This window comes from Verrucomicrobiia bacterium (genome assembly GCA_019634635.1).
Classification (GTDB): Bacteria; Verrucomicrobiota; Verrucomicrobiia; order Limisphaerales; family UBA9464; genus UBA9464.
In genome coordinates this window covers 238,791-257,492 of sequence record JAHCBB010000002.1, presented here as the reverse complement: position 1 = coordinate 257,492, position 18,702 = coordinate 238,791, and the positions used below count along the sequence as shown (strand labels likewise).

The 18,702-nt window shown below is 66.1% G+C and carries 12 protein-coding genes and 1 tRNA gene; 10 read left to right on the top strand and 3 right to left on the bottom strand.

Features of this window, described 5'->3' with window-relative positions; genetic code table 11:
• Nucleotides 1-25 precede the first annotated feature (25 nt).
• The 5 genes from plsX (at nucleotide 26) to KF791_02395 (ending at nucleotide 4,116) form a co-directional block, all read left to right on the top strand.
• Nucleotides 26-1,042, top strand: coding sequence for a phosphate acyltransferase PlsX (plsX, locus tag KF791_02415; protein MBX3731430.1), 1,017 nt, complete (start codon nucleotides 26-28; stop codon nucleotides 1,040-1,042).
• A 17-nt stretch (nucleotides 1,043-1,059) separates the two neighbouring features.
• The gene (locus tag KF791_02410; GenBank protein ID MBX3731429.1) at nucleotides 1,060-2,079 is read left to right on the top strand and encodes a ketoacyl-ACP synthase III; all 1,020 of its coding nucleotides are present in this window, start codon (nucleotides 1,060-1,062) and stop codon (nucleotides 2,077-2,079) included.
• 59 nt (nucleotides 2,080-2,138) lie between these two features.
• The gene (locus tag KF791_02405) at nucleotides 2,139-2,828 is read left to right on the top strand and encodes a DUF1080 domain-containing protein (protein MBX3731428.1); all 690 of its coding nucleotides are present in this window, start codon (nucleotides 2,139-2,141) and stop codon (nucleotides 2,826-2,828) included.
• 16 nt (nucleotides 2,829-2,844) lie between these two features.
• Nucleotides 2,845-3,534 carry a hypothetical protein gene (locus KF791_02400; protein MBX3731427.1) on the top strand — a complete coding sequence of 230 codons (690 nt, stop codon included), beginning with the start codon at nucleotides 2,845-2,847 and terminating at the stop codon, nucleotides 3,532-3,534.
• Between the two features lie 102 nt (nucleotides 3,535-3,636).
• A complete protein-coding gene (locus tag KF791_02395; protein ID MBX3731426.1) occupies nucleotides 3,637-4,116 on the top strand; it encodes a hypothetical protein in 480 nt (159 codons plus the stop codon).
• 205 nt (nucleotides 4,117-4,321) lie between these two features.
• On the opposite strand, the gene miaA is transcribed toward KF791_02395, so the two are convergent.
• From miaA to KF791_02380, 3 genes are all read right to left on the bottom strand, one after another.
• Nucleotides 4,322-5,281: a tRNA (adenosine(37)-N6)-dimethylallyltransferase MiaA gene (gene miaA, locus KF791_02390; protein ID MBX3731425.1), complete on the bottom strand. Its 960-nt coding sequence runs from the start codon at nucleotides 5,279-5,281 to the stop codon at nucleotides 4,322-4,324.
• Nucleotides 5,278-5,811 (bottom strand): signal peptidase II, encoded by a 534-nt coding sequence (gene lspA / locus KF791_02385; GenBank protein MBX3731424.1) that lies wholly within the window; start codon nucleotides 5,809-5,811, stop codon nucleotides 5,278-5,280. The genes miaA and lspA overlap by 4 nt, the downstream gene beginning before the upstream one ends.
• Nucleotides 5,812-5,880: 69 nt before the next feature.
• On the bottom strand, nucleotides 5,881-8,856 hold the full coding sequence (locus KF791_02380; protein MBX3731423.1) for an amidohydrolase family protein: 2,976 nt from the start codon (nucleotides 8,854-8,856) through the stop codon (nucleotides 5,881-5,883).
• 183 nt (nucleotides 8,857-9,039) lie between these two features.
• On the opposite strand from KF791_02380, the gene KF791_02375 reads away from it, so the two are divergent.
• The 5 genes from KF791_02375 (at nucleotide 9,040) to KF791_02355 (ending at nucleotide 18,679) form a co-directional block, all read left to right on the top strand.
• Nucleotides 9,040-14,598, top strand: a complete 5,559-nt coding sequence (locus KF791_02375; protein MBX3731422.1) for a PQQ-dependent sugar dehydrogenase — start codon at nucleotides 9,040-9,042, stop codon at nucleotides 14,596-14,598.
• Nucleotides 14,599-14,681: 83 nt separating this feature from the next.
• Complete coding sequence (locus KF791_02370) at nucleotides 14,682-15,128, top strand: hypothetical protein (protein ID MBX3731421.1); 447 nt, start codon at nucleotides 14,682-14,684, stop codon at nucleotides 15,126-15,128.
• Nucleotides 15,129-15,194: 66 nt separating this feature from the next.
• Nucleotides 15,195-16,583 (top strand): class II fumarate hydratase, encoded by a 1,389-nt coding sequence (gene fumC, locus KF791_02365; GenBank protein MBX3731420.1) that lies wholly within the window; start codon nucleotides 15,195-15,197, stop codon nucleotides 16,581-16,583.
• Nucleotides 16,584-16,660: 77 nt separating this feature from the next.
• Nucleotides 16,661-16,735, top strand: a tRNA-His gene (locus KF791_02360).
• 63 nt (nucleotides 16,736-16,798) lie between these two features.
• The gene (locus tag KF791_02355) at nucleotides 16,799-18,679 is read left to right on the top strand and encodes a S9 family peptidase (GenBank protein MBX3731419.1); all 1,881 of its coding nucleotides are present in this window, start codon (nucleotides 16,799-16,801) and stop codon (nucleotides 18,677-18,679) included.
• Nucleotides 18,680-18,702: the final 23 nt, after the last annotated feature.

Here is an 18,702-nt window from a genome sequence, read left to right as displayed (position 1 = left end):
GGCGCGGCGCCTGCCTGTGGATGCTATGCGTCTGGCCGTCGATGTCATGGGCGGCGACCACGGGCCGACGGAGTTGCTCCACGGCATCCGGTTGGGCCTTGAGTCCGATCCGTCCATCACGGAGCTCCAGGTCGTCGGGCCGGAGGAAACCCTCCGGGGTCTTTCCCGGGAGGTGGGTCTGACGGATTCCCGGGTGACCTACGTTGCGGCATCCGAAGTGCTCACGATGGACGACGACCCCGGACTCGCCGTGCGACGCAAAAAGGATTCGTCGCTCATGCGGGCGCTGGAGTTGCTGCGGGCCGAAACCACCGATGCCGTCATTTCCTCCGGAAACACCGGGGCGTTGATTGCGGGCGCGACCGTCCGCGTGGGACGTCTTGACGGCATCCGCCGTCCGGCCCTGGCCTGCATCATGCCGTCCCGTGACGGTGCCTTTGTGCTTTTGGACGCCGGGGCGAATCCGGATTGCACTCCCGAAATCCTGCTGCAGTTCGCGGTCATGGGGGCCGTGTATTCGCGGGGCATGCTCGGCGTCGAGCATCCGCGGGTGGGTGTGCTCAGCAACGGAACCGAGGAGACCAAGGGAACCGAAGTCACCCGGCAGGCCTTGGCGCTGATCCGGCAGACGCGCCTGAACTGCGTGGGGTTCGCGGAGGGATCGGATCTCTTCAGCGGGCGGGTGGACGTCGGCGTTTGTGATGGCTTTGTGGGCAATCTGATCCTCAAGGCGGTCGAGGGGCTCGGGCGAACGGTCGGACATCTGCTGCGGACGGAGCTGACGGCCAATCCGCTGCGCACGCTTGGGGCGCTGCTGGCGCGGGGCGGGCTGCGGCGGATTCGCGAACGGATGAATCCGGAGACTTACGGGGGCGCCCCGGTGCTCGGGCTGCAGGGCAGCGTGGTCAAGATCCACGGATCGGCAAAGCGCGTCGCGCTCAAGCACGCCATCCTGCAAAGTGCGCGCGCGGTGAACCGGCGGTTGAATGACGAAATCGTCCACGAGGTGTCCGCAGCCGGCGGCGCGGCGGGACTCACCTGATTTCACCGCCGCCCCCAATGGCCAGCTTTCGAAATCCCCGCGCCAATCGTCCGCATCTGCGGACGGTCTCGATCACCGGCATGGGATCGTATGTCCCGGAGCGCGTGCTCACGAATGCCGAGCTCGCAAGGATGGTGGATACCACGGACGAGTGGATCACGACCCGGACGGGGATCCGGGAGCGCCGTCTGGCGGCGGACGGCGAGGCAACGTCGGACCTCGCGACGATGGCCGGCCGGCGCGCGCTGGCGGCCGCCGGCGTGCGCCCGGAGGAGGTGGACCTGATCATTGTCGCCACCCTGACGCCGGACATGTTGTTTCCGAGCACGGCCTGTCTGGTGCAGCACCGGCTGGGAGCGGTCCGGGCCGCGGCATTCGACATCGAGGCGGCCTGCAGCGGGTTCGTCTATGCGCTGGATATCGCGAGCCATTTCGTGGCCTCGCACACCTTCAACACCGTGCTGGTCATCGGTGCGGAAAAGATGTCGTCGGTCATTGACTGGAAGGATCGCGGCACCTGCGTGTTGTTTGGGGATGGTGCCGGTGCGGCGGTGGTTCAGAACCGGCCCAACGCCCACGGATTGCTGACCATCTGCCTGGGTGCCGATGGCGGAAAAGCCTCCCTGTTGGAGCTTCCGGCCGGGGGCAGCGCCTGTCCGGCCACAACCGACACCGTAGCCCGGCGGCTTCATTTTCTCCGAATGGACGGCAAGGAGACGTTCAAGAACGCGGTCAACGCCATGGTCGCCGCGGGTCAGGAGGCCCTGCGGCGTTGCGGCGTCCATGTGTCCGATCTCAAGTGCATCATCCCGCACCAGGCGAACCGCCGGATTCTGTCCGCCGTCGCCGAGCGGCTGGGCGCCCGGGAGGATCAGGTCTTTGTGAATGTGGACCGCTACGGCAACACCTCCGCGGCCAGTGTGGCGATCGCGCTCGACGAGGCGGTGGCCTCCGGTGCGATCGGCCGCGGGGATCTCGTGCTCCTCGTGGTCTTCGGCGCGGGCCTCACCTGGGGGGCGGCGCTGATTGAATGGTGACGCGTCGGAAACCGCAGCCGCGCTTGACTTGCGGCGCCGGCTGCGGGTTGCTTGCTTCCATGGCACTACCCGGCAGGCGTCCCGCGGCTGCAATCGGATTCGCGTTATGGATTGCCGGCGCCCCCGTGTGGGGGGATCCGCCCCCCCCGGGAGGCATCGCGTTGTTTGACGGTCAGACAACCGCCGGCTGGCGCGGCTTCGGAAAGCCGAGATTCCCGTTGGTCGGTTGGGTGGTTGAGGAGGGATGGCTTAAGCATCGGGCCGGCTGTGGCGGCGGGGACATCATCACCACCAACCAGTTCACGGATTTCGAATTTGGATTCTCCTGGCGCGTCGCGGCCGGCGCCAACAGCGGCGTGAAGTACTTCATTGACGAGCGCCGGGGAGCGCCCATCGGGCACGAGTACCAGATCATTGACGATACGGCACACCCCGATGCCCAGCACGGCCCGAAACGCCAGACCGCGTCCCTCTACGACGCCCTGCCCCCGGTGGCCCCCCCGCTCCGACCGGTCGGCCAGACCAACGTTTCGCGCATCGTGGTGCACGGCAACGACGTCGAGCACTGGCTGAACGGCGCCCGCGTGCTCAGCTACACCCTGGGATCCCCCGCCCTCGAATCCGCGAAGGCCGCCAGCAAGTTCCGCGACGAGGCGGGCTGGGGCACCAAGATGACGACGCCCCTCCTGCTTCAGGACCATGGGGACGAGGTTTGGTTCCAGGACCTGTGGGTCCGTCCGATTCCGTGAGCCTTTGCGGCGCTTTGTGCCCACTCCGTACTTGGCGGAGAGGTCGGTGCGCGACCACGATGGCGGCATGGCGCTGGACGGCACTGACTTTGTGGACACCGATTTTACCAGTCCGCGGGCCCCGAGCCCGGGGCCACGCGCGCCGACGCGCGAGGAACTGGATGCACAACTCACGGGAACCCAGCAGCAGCTCGCCAAACTTCGCGAAGCCCAGGAACAGCTCGAACGGACCCGCGCCGCCGTGGAGGAGATGCGCCGGCGACATGCGGAGTTCACCGCGGGCCGCACGGAGACGCTGCAGGCCCTGACCTTGGGCATCGGATTGCTGGAAAAGGCCGAACAGGATGCCCGGCGCGACGCCGAGCAGATGGCGCGCACCTTGGAGGGATTACGATCCAGCCTGGAACAGGTGGAACGGTTGAACGAACAGGCGTGGACCTCGGACACCTGGGAGCAGGAACTCACCCGCGCGCTTGCGGTCATCAAAAACGCACGGCTCGAGTTTCAGTCCGCAAGCCAGAAATGGCCGCTGCTGGACGGAAGGTCTCCGGTCAACGCTTCCGCCTCCGGATCAGCCGAAGCGTCGCATTGGCCCCAGCTGCCGCTGGGGCAACTTTGGCGTCTTGGATTGGCCCTCACCTGGCCCCTGGTACTGGGGGCGCTTGCCCTCGCCGGGGCCATCCTGCTGCTCACGTTGAGGCGATGACGGCCGCCCCGGGCCGGGGCTCGCGGACTCGCTGTGCCGTCCGTACCAAGCCCCGCCACGAGTGAAGCCGGAAATCACCCGAAACGTCTGTCCAAAACCGCGATGTGGGGCGCCTTCAAGAAGCCAACCGATCCGTTCAAGGCCCGCGAGCGCGAATTGGAGGCGGAGCTGGCACGGTTGCGTGAAGAGGTGGAGCGCCTTTCACGCGAGGAGCCAACGCCGATTTCAGCAGTGCGGGAGCCGTCCGAAATCCACCCCCGGGAGTCCCCGCCGCGATCCACGCCCCCGCCTCCAGTTCCCACACCGGCCCTCCGCCCCCCAGACCCCGCCCCGACTCCCATCAACCACCTGGCCGCACAGAAGTTTGATCCGGTCGCCGCATGGCGGCGTGCTCTCAGCCATCTCCGAGGTCCAACCGCCAACAACCCTCGCATGGCGCGGATGCTCGCCGCAGGCAGCATCCATGGCCTGAGACCACTCCGATACGAGCGGCGGGTCGCCCGAAACCGGTTCATCGCCCTTTTCGTCATCTTGGTTCTAATCCTCTGGGGATTGGGCTATACCTATCTACGCAATCGGTAACTTGATCGGAATCATCCAGCCCGTGGAATTCGAGGTTTGACTTGGTCTCGGCACTCTCTAGGCTCTGCAACGCGAAACGGGGTTTTTGCCTTTGTTCCTCCTGTACCCGGTGGCGATTCGATCGTCACCGGGTTTTTTGTGCGGCGGGTCAGATATCGCGCCAATGCGGACGCCAAGGCAGTGCGGATTCTTGAAACGCGCCGCCTCAGCCACCGACAAGCCGGCTCATCAGCCGAATCGCCGTTCGGTCCGGTGGCTCGTCGTCGGCAACATCAAGCCAGTCGAGGCTCATTTGACCCCGAAACCAGGTCATCTGGCGTTTGGCAAACTGGCGGGTTCGGACCTTTACAGCTTCCCGGGTCTCCAGGAGCCCCCGGACACCTTCCAAATGCTCCATCACCTGACGGTACCCGATGGCGTTGCGCGCCGTCGGATTCTCCCGCAATCCCCGCGCCACCAACCACCTCGTTTCCTCAACAAGGCCCGCCTCGAACATGGCATCCACCCGGCCATGGATTCGTGCGACAGCAACATCGCGTTCGCGGCGCAGGCCGAAGCTGCGGCCGGCAAGCGTGGGCAAATCTTCCGGCCATGAAGCTCGCTGCCGGGAAAAGGGGCGTCCGGTCAGGCGGATCACTTCCACCGCACGGACGAGCCGCCTGCGATTCGCCCGGTCAATCGCATCGAAGGTTGCCGGGTCACGCCGGGCCAGTTCCTCGAGCAGCACCGCATCGGGCATCTCCTCCAGTTGCCGGCGCAGCGCCGGGTCGGGAGGCGGGGCATCGCCCAGCCCGGACATCCATGCATTGAAGTAGAGCCCGGTACCACCGCAAAGGATGGGGACCCGACCCCGCCGCTGGATCTCCGGAATCAGCCGCGTGGTCCACGCCACGAAGCGGGCGGCGTCGAAGGACGCTCCGAGGGGCACCAGATCCACGAGATGGTGCGGCACGCGGCGCCGGTCCTCCGGTCCCGGCTTTGCGGTTCCCAAGTCCATCCCCCGGTACACCTGCATGCAGTCCACGGAGATGATCTCACCGCCGAGACGTTCGGCGAGTTCGAGGGCGACCGCCGATTTTCCAGCGGCCGTCGGTCCGGCAAGGATCACCGGACGAAGCTCCGGCGCGACCGGCATTGCGCACGGACGCTCGTTCCCGGAGCTCATGAGCTGCGATGATCGGCGGCGGCGGACCGCCGGCGATCCTGCTGCCAGGTCATCAGGATGAGCAGTCCCACCCCGGTGCAGATCGCCGTGTCCGCGACGTTGAATGCCGGGAAGCCGATTTCCCCACCACCTCCGCGCGGTTCGATGTAGAACCGGATGAAATCAATCACGTGCTGGCGGCTGGGAAGCAGCCGATCCAGCAGGTTGCCTGCAATCCCGCCGAACAGAAATCCGAGGGCCACCTGACCGGCCGGTCGTCCCGCCTCGAAGTGGCTTCGGAAAACCCACAGGGCCACAAAGGCCAGGGCTGAAACCATGGCGAGAATGCCGTTGTTGTGCCGGAACAGGCTCCAGGCGGCGCCCGTGTTGCCCCAATGCACCAGCTTGAAGAAACCCGCCACCAGCACCCGTTCCTCCTGAAACCCAAGCGCCCGGAGGACCAGGAACTTGGTCAACTGGTCCGCGAGGAAGACGGCGAGCGCCAGCAGGCCGATGCGCTGGGTCGGCGTCAGCCGACGAAGAAAATCCATCATGCAGCGGGCGGAAGGTAGTTGGACGCGCCGGACTCGTGCCAGCATTCCCCGACAGGACCGTCACCGCTATTCCCGGCGGGGCAGTTCGCAATCCTGGCACTGCGCCACCCCGAGGTGCCGCGCGGTCTCCAGAGCTCTCTCAAAGAACTGACCCCGCGCCGCGTCGCCCGCCGTTGCGTCCGCACCGGCTCCGGCCATCTGGCGCGCCTTGGCCAGCAGGTCGTTGCGTTCACCCGACAACGCCGCAGCACGTGCCGCCGCCCCATCGCGGGCAAAGTACAGTTTCCCGTCAACCCAAGTCTCCAGGCAGCGGCTGAAGCTGTCGAGCGGCGGACCAGACCACACCACCAGGTCGGCATCCTTGCCCGGCTCCAGCGAGCCGACCCAGCGGTCCACACCCAACTGCCGCGCCGGGTTGATGGTCACGAATGCCAGGGCCTCCACTTCCGGAGTCCCCCCGTACTTCACCGCCTTCGCCGCCTCCAGGTTCATTCGGCGCGCGAGGTCGTCATCGTCCGAGTTGAAGCTGACACTCACCCCGCGGGCGTGCATCAAACTGCCTGCGTAGGGGATGGCGTCCAAGACCTCGTACTTGTAGGCCCACCAGTCGGAGAAGGCGCTGCCGCCGGCACCGTGACGCGCGATTTCATCCGCAATCTTGTAGCCTTCCAGCACGTGCTGGAGCGTTGCCACCCGCACGCCGAAGGATTCCATGACCCGCAGGAACACCAGGATTTCGTCCTGCCGGTAACTGTGGCAGTGGATCAGTCGGATCCCGGCAATGATCTCCGCAAGGGCCTCCAGCTCGAGGTCGCGCCGGGGCGGTGGCATTTCCGGGTCCCGTGCACGGGCGGACTCCCAATCCCGCCACCCGGCGGCATACTGACGGGCGGCGGTAAACCGGTTCTGATGAAAGGTCGGCACCCCCATCCGCGTTTGAGGAAAGCGGGTGGTGAAACGCTCCCCCCAGTTGGACTGCTTCACGTTCTCCCCCAGCGCAAACTTGATGCCTTGCGGGGCGTTGGTGAACTTCAAACCCTCCGGCGGTTCCCCCTCCCGCAGCTTGATCACCTGGTTCTGACCGCCGATCGGATTCGCCGATCCGTGGAGCAGGCTCGCCATCGTGAGCCCGCCAGCCAGCTGGCGATACAGGTTCGGCGACTCGGAGTTCACCACATCCCCGATCCGGACCATGGAAGTGCTGGGCAGGCTGGCCTCGTTGACCCCTCCAAGAATCGCCGAGTGGCTGTGACAATCAATCAGCCCCGGCGTCACATGCAGGCCGGATCCATCCAGGACCCGGGTGTCCGGACGCGGCTCCGGGACCTGGAATCCCACCGCGCGGATGCGTCCGCCCTCCACCCACAGACTGGCGTTGGTCAGGACGCCCTCCGGTCCGCAGGTCCACAGGGTCGCCCCGCGGATCAGCAGGCTCGGGGGATTGGTCAGCGGTCCGCGATCCGCCAGGGGATTGCGCGCGGTCCGCTTGCGCGCAAGGTCCCGAAACACCTCCTCCCGCTTTCGCTCTCCCTCCTTCTCCTGGGGCGATCCTGGTGCGGAGTCCGACGACGCCAGACCGGCGGCACCCGGTGCGGCTGTCGGAGCGATTCCCTTCGGTGAATCGTTGGGCGCCATCTCGAAGGGACGCCCCTCGATCCACACGGAGATCACACGGCCCTCCGGATCGAAGTACCCCTTGGCGTCGCAAACGGTCAGGTTGGCAATTTTTCCGGGGGCCAGTGTGCCCAGGAGGGCCTCCACACCGCAGAATTGGGCGGGGATCGTTGTGAGCGCGGCCAGGGCCTGCGTCTCGGTCAGCCCACGGTCCAGGGCGACGCGGAGGTTCTTCCGGAAATCCTTGCGGTCCGGAAGGCCGAACGTCGTCAGCGCCACCGCCCCACCCGAGCGGGCGAGCAGCTCCGGATTGGACGGTGCCCAATCCCAGGCCCGCAAGGCATCGAGGCTGACGCTGTCCCAGGCATCGTCTGAAGGCAGCTTCGGCAGTGCGGGAAAGTTCAGGGGGACGATGTATGCGCCGCCCACGCCAGAGAACAGGTCCGGCCGCCGCCATTCGCCGCCGCTGACGACGATCACCGCATTGCTGAGGCCGAACTCCGCCGCAATCCGGCGCGCGCGATCCACCATGAGCACGCTGCCCGGCTCAAAAAAGACGGGCTGCTGTCCACGGGAACCCGCCAACGCCTCCAACGCCTCGTTGGCCGGCGGACGTGTCCGACGCAGCGGATCGCGGGCAAACGCCGCCTGGGCGGCACCCCACCACTCGGCGTCGAGGTAGGCCTGCCGGACGGCCGCAATCGTTCCCATCAGGGAATCCGGAAACACGCCCTCGCCTCCGGGAACTTCAAAGGCGATGTGCTGGGCGGTCCCCAGGGCGGTCCGCGGCATCAACAACGATTCATTGGGGGAACCGTCCCCCAGCAACGCCACGGCACTCTGTCCGCGAAAGATGCCGTGCCCGGGCACCACATTGGCCGCGGTGAACCCCAACTCCCGAAGTTCCTCCAACTTTTTTGGATCCGGACCATACCCGTCCGCGATGCGCCGCTGCGGCGTCACGGAGGTCAGCGAATATCCAGGGCCCGGAGCACCGGCATCCCGCTCGCCACTCGGCAATCCGTAGAAGCGATACCCGCCGGCCCCCTGGGTGCCGTCCGAGGCCCTGGCCTCGCGTCCGCCATCGCCCACCACCGAGCCACCCCGGGATGCAACCGGACGCACCTTGTCCTCCAGCGCGAGGTAGGGATCGAAGAATCCCGGATAGACGATCAAGCCGGACATATCCCACACCCGCGCGTCGGCGGGCGGGGTCACTTCGGGTCCGATGGCCGCGATGCGACCATCACGGATGACCACCGTGGCATTGGAATACGACGTGTCGGGACGCGTGAACACCCGCGCCCCGACCAGGGCGTGAGTTCCAGGGGGTGACGGTCGGAAACCCGGAGGGTGAAGCCCCTGCCCTGCTGCCGCCATCACCAGGACCGCTCCCAGCACGGCCGTCGGCCCCGACGAGTTCCTCATCGGCGGACCCTATCCGGAGCCCCCGCCAAAGCAAGGCGGCGGGCGGGACAAGCCGGCAGTATTCGGAGGGCCACCCGGGAGCGCTGCGTGCGCCCGGCGCATTTGGAGCGCTAAATTATTCGACAAGCGACACTTGTCCAAATGTGCGATTGCAAAGTCTGGCGAAAATGGTCGAATGATGGAGTGTTGGAAGTTCGATTTGTTCGATGGGCGTTCGGATGGGTTCTTGGGGTCCTGATCGCTGTTGGGGGAACGCTTCATGCCCAGTGGTATGTCAGCAACCCGCCGGCCATGCCCAGCGTTGCACCGTCCGCAGCCTACGAGGCGGTCAACGCGTTCCCCACCCTGAGTTTCCCGTATGGAACCGACGACATCGTGGGCATGACCACGCCGCCGGGCAGGACGAACGAACTGTTCGTCTACGGCCTCTTCGGGAGGATTTACGCCGTCTCCAACCTTCTGGCGCCGACCAAAACACTCTTCCTGGACGTGTCGCAGGACACGTTTTGCCCGGGTGCGGCCCGTTCGGAATCCGGCCTCGTCGGGATGGCCTTCCACCCGAACTATGCTCAGAACAGGTATTTCTACATTTTCTACACCCGGACCAATCGAACCGAGGGTCGCACCTACAACACCCTCTCAAGGTTTCAGACGGATCCCGCCAATCCATGGCGCGCGCTTCGCGGCTCGGAACAAATCATGATTTCTCAATGGGATCGCCACGATATTCACCAGGGAGGAGACATGCACTTCGGGCCCGACGGCTACCTGTACCTCTCGCTGGGTGACGAGGGCATGCAGAACGATCCCTTTCGGAACAGCCAGCGGATTGACAAGGACTTCTTTGCCGGGATCATTCGTATTGACGTGGACGGACGTCCGGGAAGCCTGGCGCCCAACCCGCATCCGGCCTTTCGCACAGGGTATCGCATTCCGCCAGACAACCCCTTCATCGGACGCACCTCGCACAATGGACTGCCGGTTTCCCCGAGTGCCGTCCGGACCGAACTCTGGGTGACCGGGCTGCGGAATCCCCATCGCTTCAGCATAGATCCCTTGACGGGGGAGCTCCTTGGAGGGGACGTCGGCGGTGCCCGGATGGAGGAGATCAACCGGTATGTGCGGGGAGGGAACTACGGCTGGGCCCACCGCGAGGGCACGCTGACCAATCCGCAGTTTCCAGCGCCGCCTGCGGGTTTCACCTCCATTCCGCCAATCTACGAGTACCCTCATTCGGCGCCGGACGCGAATTTTCAGGGGTCGGCCGTGATCGGCGGACTGAGCTATCGGGGCACCGCGTATCCGGACCTCTACGGAAAGTACATCTTCGGCGATGCGGTCACCGGACATATTTGGGCTTTGTCGGAGGCTGCGAACGGCCGGGTGACCGTGAATCGCCTGACCACCCAGCGTCCAGCCATGGCGTCGTTTGGGCTGCATCCGGGAACCGGCGAGATCCTGACGGCCCAGATGTGGGGCTCCCGAATCATGAAATTGCGGCGTACGGTCAACCGGGAGGACCCGGCGCTGCCGCAGACGCTGAGTGCCACCCGGGTGTTTTCGAGTCTGGCCAATCTGACACCCCAGGCCGGGGTGATGCCTTACGAGGTCGCCTCGACCTTCTGGTCGGATCACGCCATCAAGCGGCGGTGGTTCTTCATGCAAAAGGCCGCAGACCGCATCGCGTTCGACAGTGACGGCCAGTGGACGTTTCCGACCGGTTCGGTCTGGGTGAAGCATTTTGATCTGGAGCTGATCCGGGGGAACCCGGCGTCCCGCCGCCGTCTGGAGACCCGCTTTCTCATCAAGACGGACGACGGCGTTTACGGAGTCACGTACAAGTGGCGTGCGGACGGATCCAACGCCGACCTGGTGCCGGATTCCGGGCTTGAGGAGTCCATCACGATTCAGGAAGGGGGCGTGTCGCGGAGGCAGACGTGGCGGTATCCGGGCCGCTCGGAGTGCCTGACCTGCCACAACGGTGCGGCCCAACATGTACTGGGATTCAACGCGCTGCAGCTCAACCGGGATGTTCCTTCCGGTTCGGGGGTCGTGAATCAGATCTCCCGGATGGCCTCGTTGAACCTGTTCAGGACCCCGCCCCCCAACCCGGCGACGCTCCCACGTCTGGCGGACGTCAACGAGACCGGTGCAACCCTCGAGCATCGGTTCAAGACGTATCTGGAGGTCAATTGTGCCTATTGCCACCAGCCGGGCGGAATTGGTCGCGGCGTCTGGGATGGTCGCTTCACCACACCGCTGGCGGGTTCAGGCATCCTCAACGGGGTTCCCACGGATGATCTGGGTGTGCCGGGCGCCCGGATTGTCACCCCGGGCAACCCGGAGGCCTCGGTGCTCTGGCGTCGCATCGCAACGATGGGCCCCTACCACATGCCGCCGCTGGGGACGTTTGAGCCCCACGCTGAAGGCATCCAACTGGTCCGCAACTTCATCGAGGGCGGGCAGGCGCCAACGGCGGTCCGGTCGGTCTGGCAAATCGGCCAGGATACACCAGCGGGATCTCCGAGCTTCAACGCGGACTTCTCCATGCAGAACAACCGGACGGATGCCGCGCCCGGACAGGTCACCCGGCTCCCCGGCGATCCGAGGTATCAGCCAGCGGCGAATCCCGGGCCCGATGACCACTACTACTTTGCCGGCAACTATCCGGCCGGCTTCAACGGGCTCACCTCGCCATTGCCGGTTCCCAACGATGAGCCCTGGCGCTCCTGGGAGCGGGCCCACACCCTCGGGGATCCGATCAATCGCATGCATTTCGTTCTGGCGGGCAGCCAGGTGAGCGCCGGCTCGCGATTCCGGCTCGTGTTCGAATTCCCGATGGCCGGTTTCTCGGTCAACGGGGTGATCCAGCGGGGCTACGGGATCCATGACCTGACGGTGCGTTTCCGGAACGGGCGGGGCGTCGCCACGACCCTTTTGACCGAGCGACTGACCGCTTCAGCGCTGCGATCCCTGGAATTCACCGCAGGTTCCGTCGGGGCCACCGAGGGGGCGAATTCCATCGAGCTTGTGCGCACCGGACCCGCCGCAGCGGGCACCTCGTACTGGCTTGAGTACGACTTTATCCGCCTCGAATCCCTGTCCACGGGCAACACGCCACCCGTGCTCCCCGCCGTGCCCTCCCAACTGCTCGACGCGCAGCAGGCATGGTCCCTGCAATTGCAGGCGACGGATCTCGAGACGCCGGCGAGCCGCCTGACCTACACCCGGGTCAGCGGGCCGTCCGGACTGACGGTGTCCTCCACCGGCAGGGTCGCCTGGACTCCGACCACGGCGCAGGCGGGCACCACCAACCAGGTGGTGGTGCAGGTCACGGATGATGGGGCGCCGGCTTTGAGCGCCACCGCGCAGTTTACCGTGGTGGTCCGGGGTGCCGTGGCGTCACCCCCACCCCCACCCCAGCCCCCGTCGTCCCTGCGGACGGTGTGGCAGATCGGAGAGAATGCACCTCCCGGGGCCTCCTCGGAGGTGATGATGGCGGAATTCTCACTGCCGAGCGGCCAAAGCAATCCGTCCCCCGGGCTGGTGACCCGGCGGGCCGGCGACCCGCTCTATTCGGCGGCAGCAAACCCGAGGCCGGATGACGACTTTTACTTTGCCGGAACGTATCCGGCCGGGTTCAACGGTCTGACGGCGCCACTCCCGGTGGCCTTTGACGAACCTTCGACCTCTTGGGAGCGGGGGTTGACGCGAGGAGATCCGGTCAACCGGATGCATTTCATGCTCGATCCATCGCAGGTCAGTTCCGGGTCTCGATTCCGGCTGACATTCGAGTTTGGGTCGGGAGGGTTCATGCAAGGGGGCGTTTACCGGCCCGTCTTCGGCACCCACGACGTGGTCGTGCGATTCCGCAACGGCCAGGGGCGCACCGTCACCCTGTTCAGCGGCCGCCTGACGGCGCCGCTCGAACAAGGTGTGGACTTCACCGCCGCCGAAGTGGGGGCCACCGCCGGCGGCAACACGATCGAATTCGCGCGCACCGGCCCCCTGGAGTCCAACACCAGTTACTGGGTGGAGTTCGACTACATCCGGCTTGAGGCCCAGACGTCCCCGGCGCCCCCTCCACCGCCTTCCTCGCTCCGAACCGTATGGCAGGTGGGCGAAAATGCCCCCCCAGGGGCGTCGTCCACCGTGATGATGGCCGAGTTCTCGATGCAGAACAACCGCAGCAACCCCGCCCCGGGCCTCGTCACCCGCGTGCCCGGGGACCCGCTCTATTCGGCGGCAAGCAATCCGGGGGTGGATGATGACTTCTACTTTGCCGGGACCTATCCGGCCGGCTTCAACGGGCTGGCCGCGCCGCTGCCCGTGGCCTTCGATGAGCCTTCGCAGTCATGGGAACGGGCGCTCACGCTTGGGGATCCGGTCAACCGGATGCACTTCATCCTGGATCCATCGCAGGTCCTCTCCGGATCCCGGTTCCGGCTGACGTTCGAGTTCGGCTCGGGGGGCCTAATTGAAGGGGGCGTGTACCGCCCGGTCTTTGGACCCCACGACGTGGTGGTGCGGTTCCGCAATGGCCAGGGACGCAACGTCACCCTGTTCAGCGGCCGCCTGACGGCGCCGTTGGAGCGCTCCGTGGATTTCACGGCCGCCGAAGTGGGAGCCACCGCCGGTGGCAACACGATTGAATTCGTCCGCACCGGCCCGGCCGCGGCCAATACCAGTTACTGGATCGAGTTCGATTACGTACGGCTCGAAACCCAGACGGCCCCCCTTCCCCCTTCCTCTCTCCCTCCCCCATCCCTCCGGCGGGCGTGGCAGGTGGGAGACAACGCGCCCCCCGGCGCCTCGTCAACCGAGATGATGGCGGAGTTTTCCCTGCAAAATAATCGCAGCAATCCCGCGCCGGGGCTCGTGACCCGGTTGCCCGGGGATCCGCTCTATGCGGCGGCAACCAATCCGGGAGTGGACGACGATTTCTACTTCGCGGGGACCTATCCGGCAGGGTTCAACGCGCTCACCGCATCGCTCGCCGTGGCGTTTGATGAACCGTCGAGAGCGTGGGAACGCGCGCTGACGCTGGGGGACCCGGTGAACCGGATGCACTTCCTCCTGGATTCATCGCAGGTCAGTTCAGCGTCCCGGTTCCGGCTGACCTTCGAGTTCGGCTCGGCAGGTCTGATGGAAGGGGGCGTGTACCGTCCGGTCTTTGGACCCCACGACGTGGTGGTGCGGTTCCGCAACGGCCAGGGACGCAACGTGACCCTTTTCAGCGGCCGCCTGACGGCACCGCTGGAGCGCAGCGTGGACTTCACGGCCGCCGAAGTCGCGGCCACCGGCGGTGGCAACACGATCGAATTCGTGCGCACCGGACCGGCCGCTCCAAACACCAGCTACTGGCTGGAGTTTGATTACGTGCGGCTCGAGGAAACCGGCACCGCGACCAGCACCCTCACCAGCCGCCCGGCGGCCGCCGGATCTCAGGTCGCCGCCATTGCCGCTCCGGCCCTGCATCCCGATCGCATCACACTGGATGGGCTGGAGTATCTGACGCTGACCTACTCACGTCCCGACGGCATCACGCATGTGGTCACCGATGAATTCGAGATCAGCGACAACATCGCCGCCTGGACCCCTGCGGCCGTTGTGGTGGTGCGGGACGACGTGGACGACGGTGTTCGAACCATCACCGTCCGCGACGTGGTCCCCATCGGCACGGGAACCCACCGTTTCCTGCGCCTGAGGGCCGACCTCGTCGAAGAATCCGGCAGCCGTTGACGCCCTGGGAGGCCTGAAGGGTATCGCTCCGCGACGGTTCAGCCCGCTTGCCGGCCGGCGGAGGGCTTCCTAGTCTCCGCGCCATGCAGTTGACCGCAGAACAGCAGGATCGGGTGCGCCAGTGGATTGCCGAGGGGCTGAAGCTTTCCGAGGTTCAGAGGCGCCTCGAAAGTGAGTTGGGGATCCGGTCCACCTACATGGAAGTTCGCTTCCTGGTGGACGACTTGCGGGTGATGCCCAAGGACCCCGAGCCGCCCAAGGTCCCCGAGCCTGCGGCCGCCACGCCGATTCCAGAGCCGGCAGGTGCCGCAACAGGGGGGGTGCGGGTCACCGTGGATGCCGTGACCCGTCCCAGCGCTCTCGTCAGCGGACGCGTGGTTTTCAGCGACGGCCAGGGAGCCGCCTGGTTGGTGGATCAATACGGACGCCCGGGACTGGTGTCGGACACCAAGGGCTACCGTCCCTCACCCCAGGACATGCAGGATTTTCAGATGGCGCTCGAGAAGGAGCTGGTGCGCCTCGGCCTGTGAGGTCGGGGATCCTCCGAAGTCTGCTGGGTGCCGGCGGCAACGTCCGCAATATCCCCGAATCGTTCCATGAGCCAGACCCGCACTGAAACCGACACCATGGGATCCATCGAGGTCCCCGCTGACCGCTACTGGGGGGCCCAGACCGCCCGGAGCATCCACTTCTTCAACATTGGGGCCGACGTCATGCCCCGCGCAGTGATCCGCGCCATGGGACTGCTGAAGAAGGCCTGTGCCGAGGTCAACTGCGACCTGGGCAAGCTCCCCGCCGACCGAATGCGCCTCATCGTGGCGGCCGCGGATGACGTCATTGAGGGACGTCTGGATGACCATTTCCCCGTGCACATCTGGCAGACCGGCTCGGGGACGCAGTCCAACATGAACGCCAACGAGGTCATCGCGAATCGGGCGATCGAGCTCGCCGGGGGCGAATTGGGTTCCAAGAAACCCGTGCACCCCAACGACGACGTCAACATGTCCCAGTCGTCAAACGACACCTTTCCGACCGCGATGCACGTGGCGGCGGCCGAGGAGGTGGTCCGTCGCCTGGTCCCCGCCTGCAAGGCGTTCCGGGACGCCCTTGAGGCGAAGCGGATCGAGCTCGAGGAGATCGTCAAGGTCGGGCGGACGCACCTGCAGGACGCCACGCCCATCACCTTTGGCCAGGAGTTTTCCGGATATGTGGCATTGATGGACCGAAATCTCGCGCGTATCGAGGCCGTGATGCCGGGGTTGTATGACCTCGCCATCGGGGGCACCGCGGTGGGCACGGGGCTGAATTCCCACCCGGAGTTCGGACACCGCGCAGCCGCCCGCATCGCGGAGTTGACCGGACTGCCATTTGCCAGTCACCCCAACAAATTCGCCGCCCTCAGCGCCCACGACGAATTTGTCTTCGCGTCCGGTGCCCTGCGAACCCTGGCGGGTTCGCTCATGAAGATCGCCAATGACATCCGCTGGCTCGGATCCGGACCGCGCTGCGGGTTGCGTGAACTGCAATTGCCGGAGAACGAACCCGGATCCTCCATCATGCCCGGCAAGGTCAACCCGACCCAGAGCGAGGCGATGACGATGGTCGCCGTGCAGGTGCTTGGAAATGACGTCGCCATCGGGATCGCGGGCAGCCAGGGCAATTTTGAACTCAACGTGTTCAACCCCGTCATGGTGTTCAACTTCCTCAACTCGGTTCGCCTCCTCGCCGATACCATGACCAGTTTCGCCCGGCATTGCCTCACGGGCCTGAAGGTCAATCGCGACGTGGTGGAGCACTACCTGAAGGTCAGCCTCATGAACGTGACGGCGCTCAATCCGCACATCGGCTACGAGAAGGCGGCCGCCATCGCAAAAAAGGCCCAAAAGGAAGGCACCAGCCTTCGTGAGGCGGCCCTGTCCCTCGGGTATCTGACCGCCGGGCAATTCGACGAATGGGTGAACCCGGAACGGATGACCCGGCCGTGACGACTCCGCGGATCCGAGGCTGCGGCAAAGGGTCGCTTGACGGTCCCGGGGGGCGTTTCTAGCTTCCCGCCCGGTTGGTGGCCGTAGATCAATGGTAGATCCCCAGATTGTGATTCTGGTTGTTGCGGGTTCGAGTCCCGTCGGTCACCCCACCTCCCACACCACCTGCGGCCAGCCGGTTGCACGCCGCGGCCAACCGGTCCCCCGGACCTGTCATGAACCCACTCCAGCGTCCGTGCACGCGCGGGCTGATGGTGCTGAGCCTGGCCGCATCCGCGGGAGCCGCCGTAATACCCACGACCGCGTGGACCACCGTGCGGCTCGCACCCGACGGCAGCCAGGTCGCCGCAATTGCGTCCGAAGCCAATCCAGCCCTTTGGCTCACCGGGACGGATTCCGCAGAGCAACCCCGGCGGTTCCAACTGCCCGACGGCGTCTCGGTGGCAGACTTCGCGTGGGCGGGCCGGGAGCATGTGATCTGCCTCGGCCTCGGTCCTGAAGCGTCCGGCGGCCTGTGGTCCGTCCATCGGACCCGTCTGGACGGCCATCTGCTGAAGCCGCCCCCCGGAGGGGCCTGGGTTCGCCTGATGCATCCGCAGCCTTCGGCGGCCCGGGTGGCGTTGATCGAGGGCGTGGCACCGGGTCGCTCGCACCGGTCGGGCTCCGGACGGTGGCTCGATCTGATGGCCGTGGATCCGGAGACCGGGCACCTGCTGCGGGCAACTCACAACCCGGGAGACGTGGTTCAATGGATTTCAGATGATGCGGGAATGGTCCGGGGCGCCCTCGCCGTGGATGGAGCGCAGATCGAGCTGAGGGTCCGCAAGGGTGAGGCCCTACCCATTCGTTGGCACCGGGTGACCCGGTTCGATGCGGTCCGCGATCCCGCCTCGCTCGTCTCCATGACATCGGATGGAGATCGCGCCTGGCTGACGGCGCGCCTGGGACGCGACACCCTCGGCCTCTCGGAGCTCGATGTACCGGGTGCCCGGATCCGAAGGATGTTGGTGGAGGATTCCCGGTTCGACATCACCACCGCGCCGGTACTCGCCGGCGGCCACCCGATCGCCGTTGCCTGGGAGCGGATGTTGCCGCACACCGAGTGGCTGGATTCGGCATGGGCGGCGGCGGTCCGGCCAATTGCCGAACGGAATCCTGACCAGGCCTGGATTCCAGTTGCGGCCTCGTTGAACGGGGACGTCGTGCTCTTTCGGATCACCAGTGACCGGCAGCCGGACCGCTGGGCCTGGATCCGGCTGGAGGATCCGATGGGTCCCCGATGGCTTGAGCTGCCCGACGCTCCGCCGCCGGCACCCGGATTCTCCAGACGCCCCGTAGAATGGACCGCCAGGGATGGTGAACCCCTCAGCGGCTATGTTACACGGCCGCCCGGAGCCGTCCCCGGGCGGCTGGTGGTCCTGATCCATGGTGGACCCTGGACGCGCGATACCTGGGCCTGGTCCTCCGAGGCGCATGTCTTCGCCGCCAGCGGATGGACGGTGTTGCAGGTCAACTACCGGGGATCGGCGGGCTTCGGCCGCCGGTTTCAGGAATTGGGCGCAGGACAGTGGGGTACCGGAGCCGTTGAGGATCTTGCGGACGGCGTCGCATGGGCCGTGGCCCATCAGTTTGCGCTTCCCGGTGAAGTGGCCGTCGCGGGGGCGAGCTTCGGAGGGTATCTTGCAGCGCTGGCACTCGAACCGGATGGCAGCGGGTATCGGGCCGGAGCCAGCCTCGGCGCCGCCTTCGACCTGAAGGCGTGGCTTGAGGATTCGGGTGGCCCGTTGATCCCGACGGTGCGACGTGTCCGGCGCGCGTGGCTGGAAGGCCCGCGGGGAGCCCTCGAGCGGCCGCGACTCGAAGCGCTCCAGGTTCCGTTTCTGGTGCTGCACGCAAGGGATGACACGGTGATCCCATCCGACCGTCCCCGACGCGCTGCGCTCCGGGCGGCGCGCGCGGGCGCTCCCGTGACCTTTGAATTCTTGGAACGGGGCGGTCACTGGTTGGAATCCCCGGGGGATCCGGTCAATGCCTGGATGCACATCGAGTCCTTTCTCTCCCGCCCGCCATCACTTGGCGGCAGCGATGATCGGTGAAGCGGCAAGGAAGCCGGATTTGC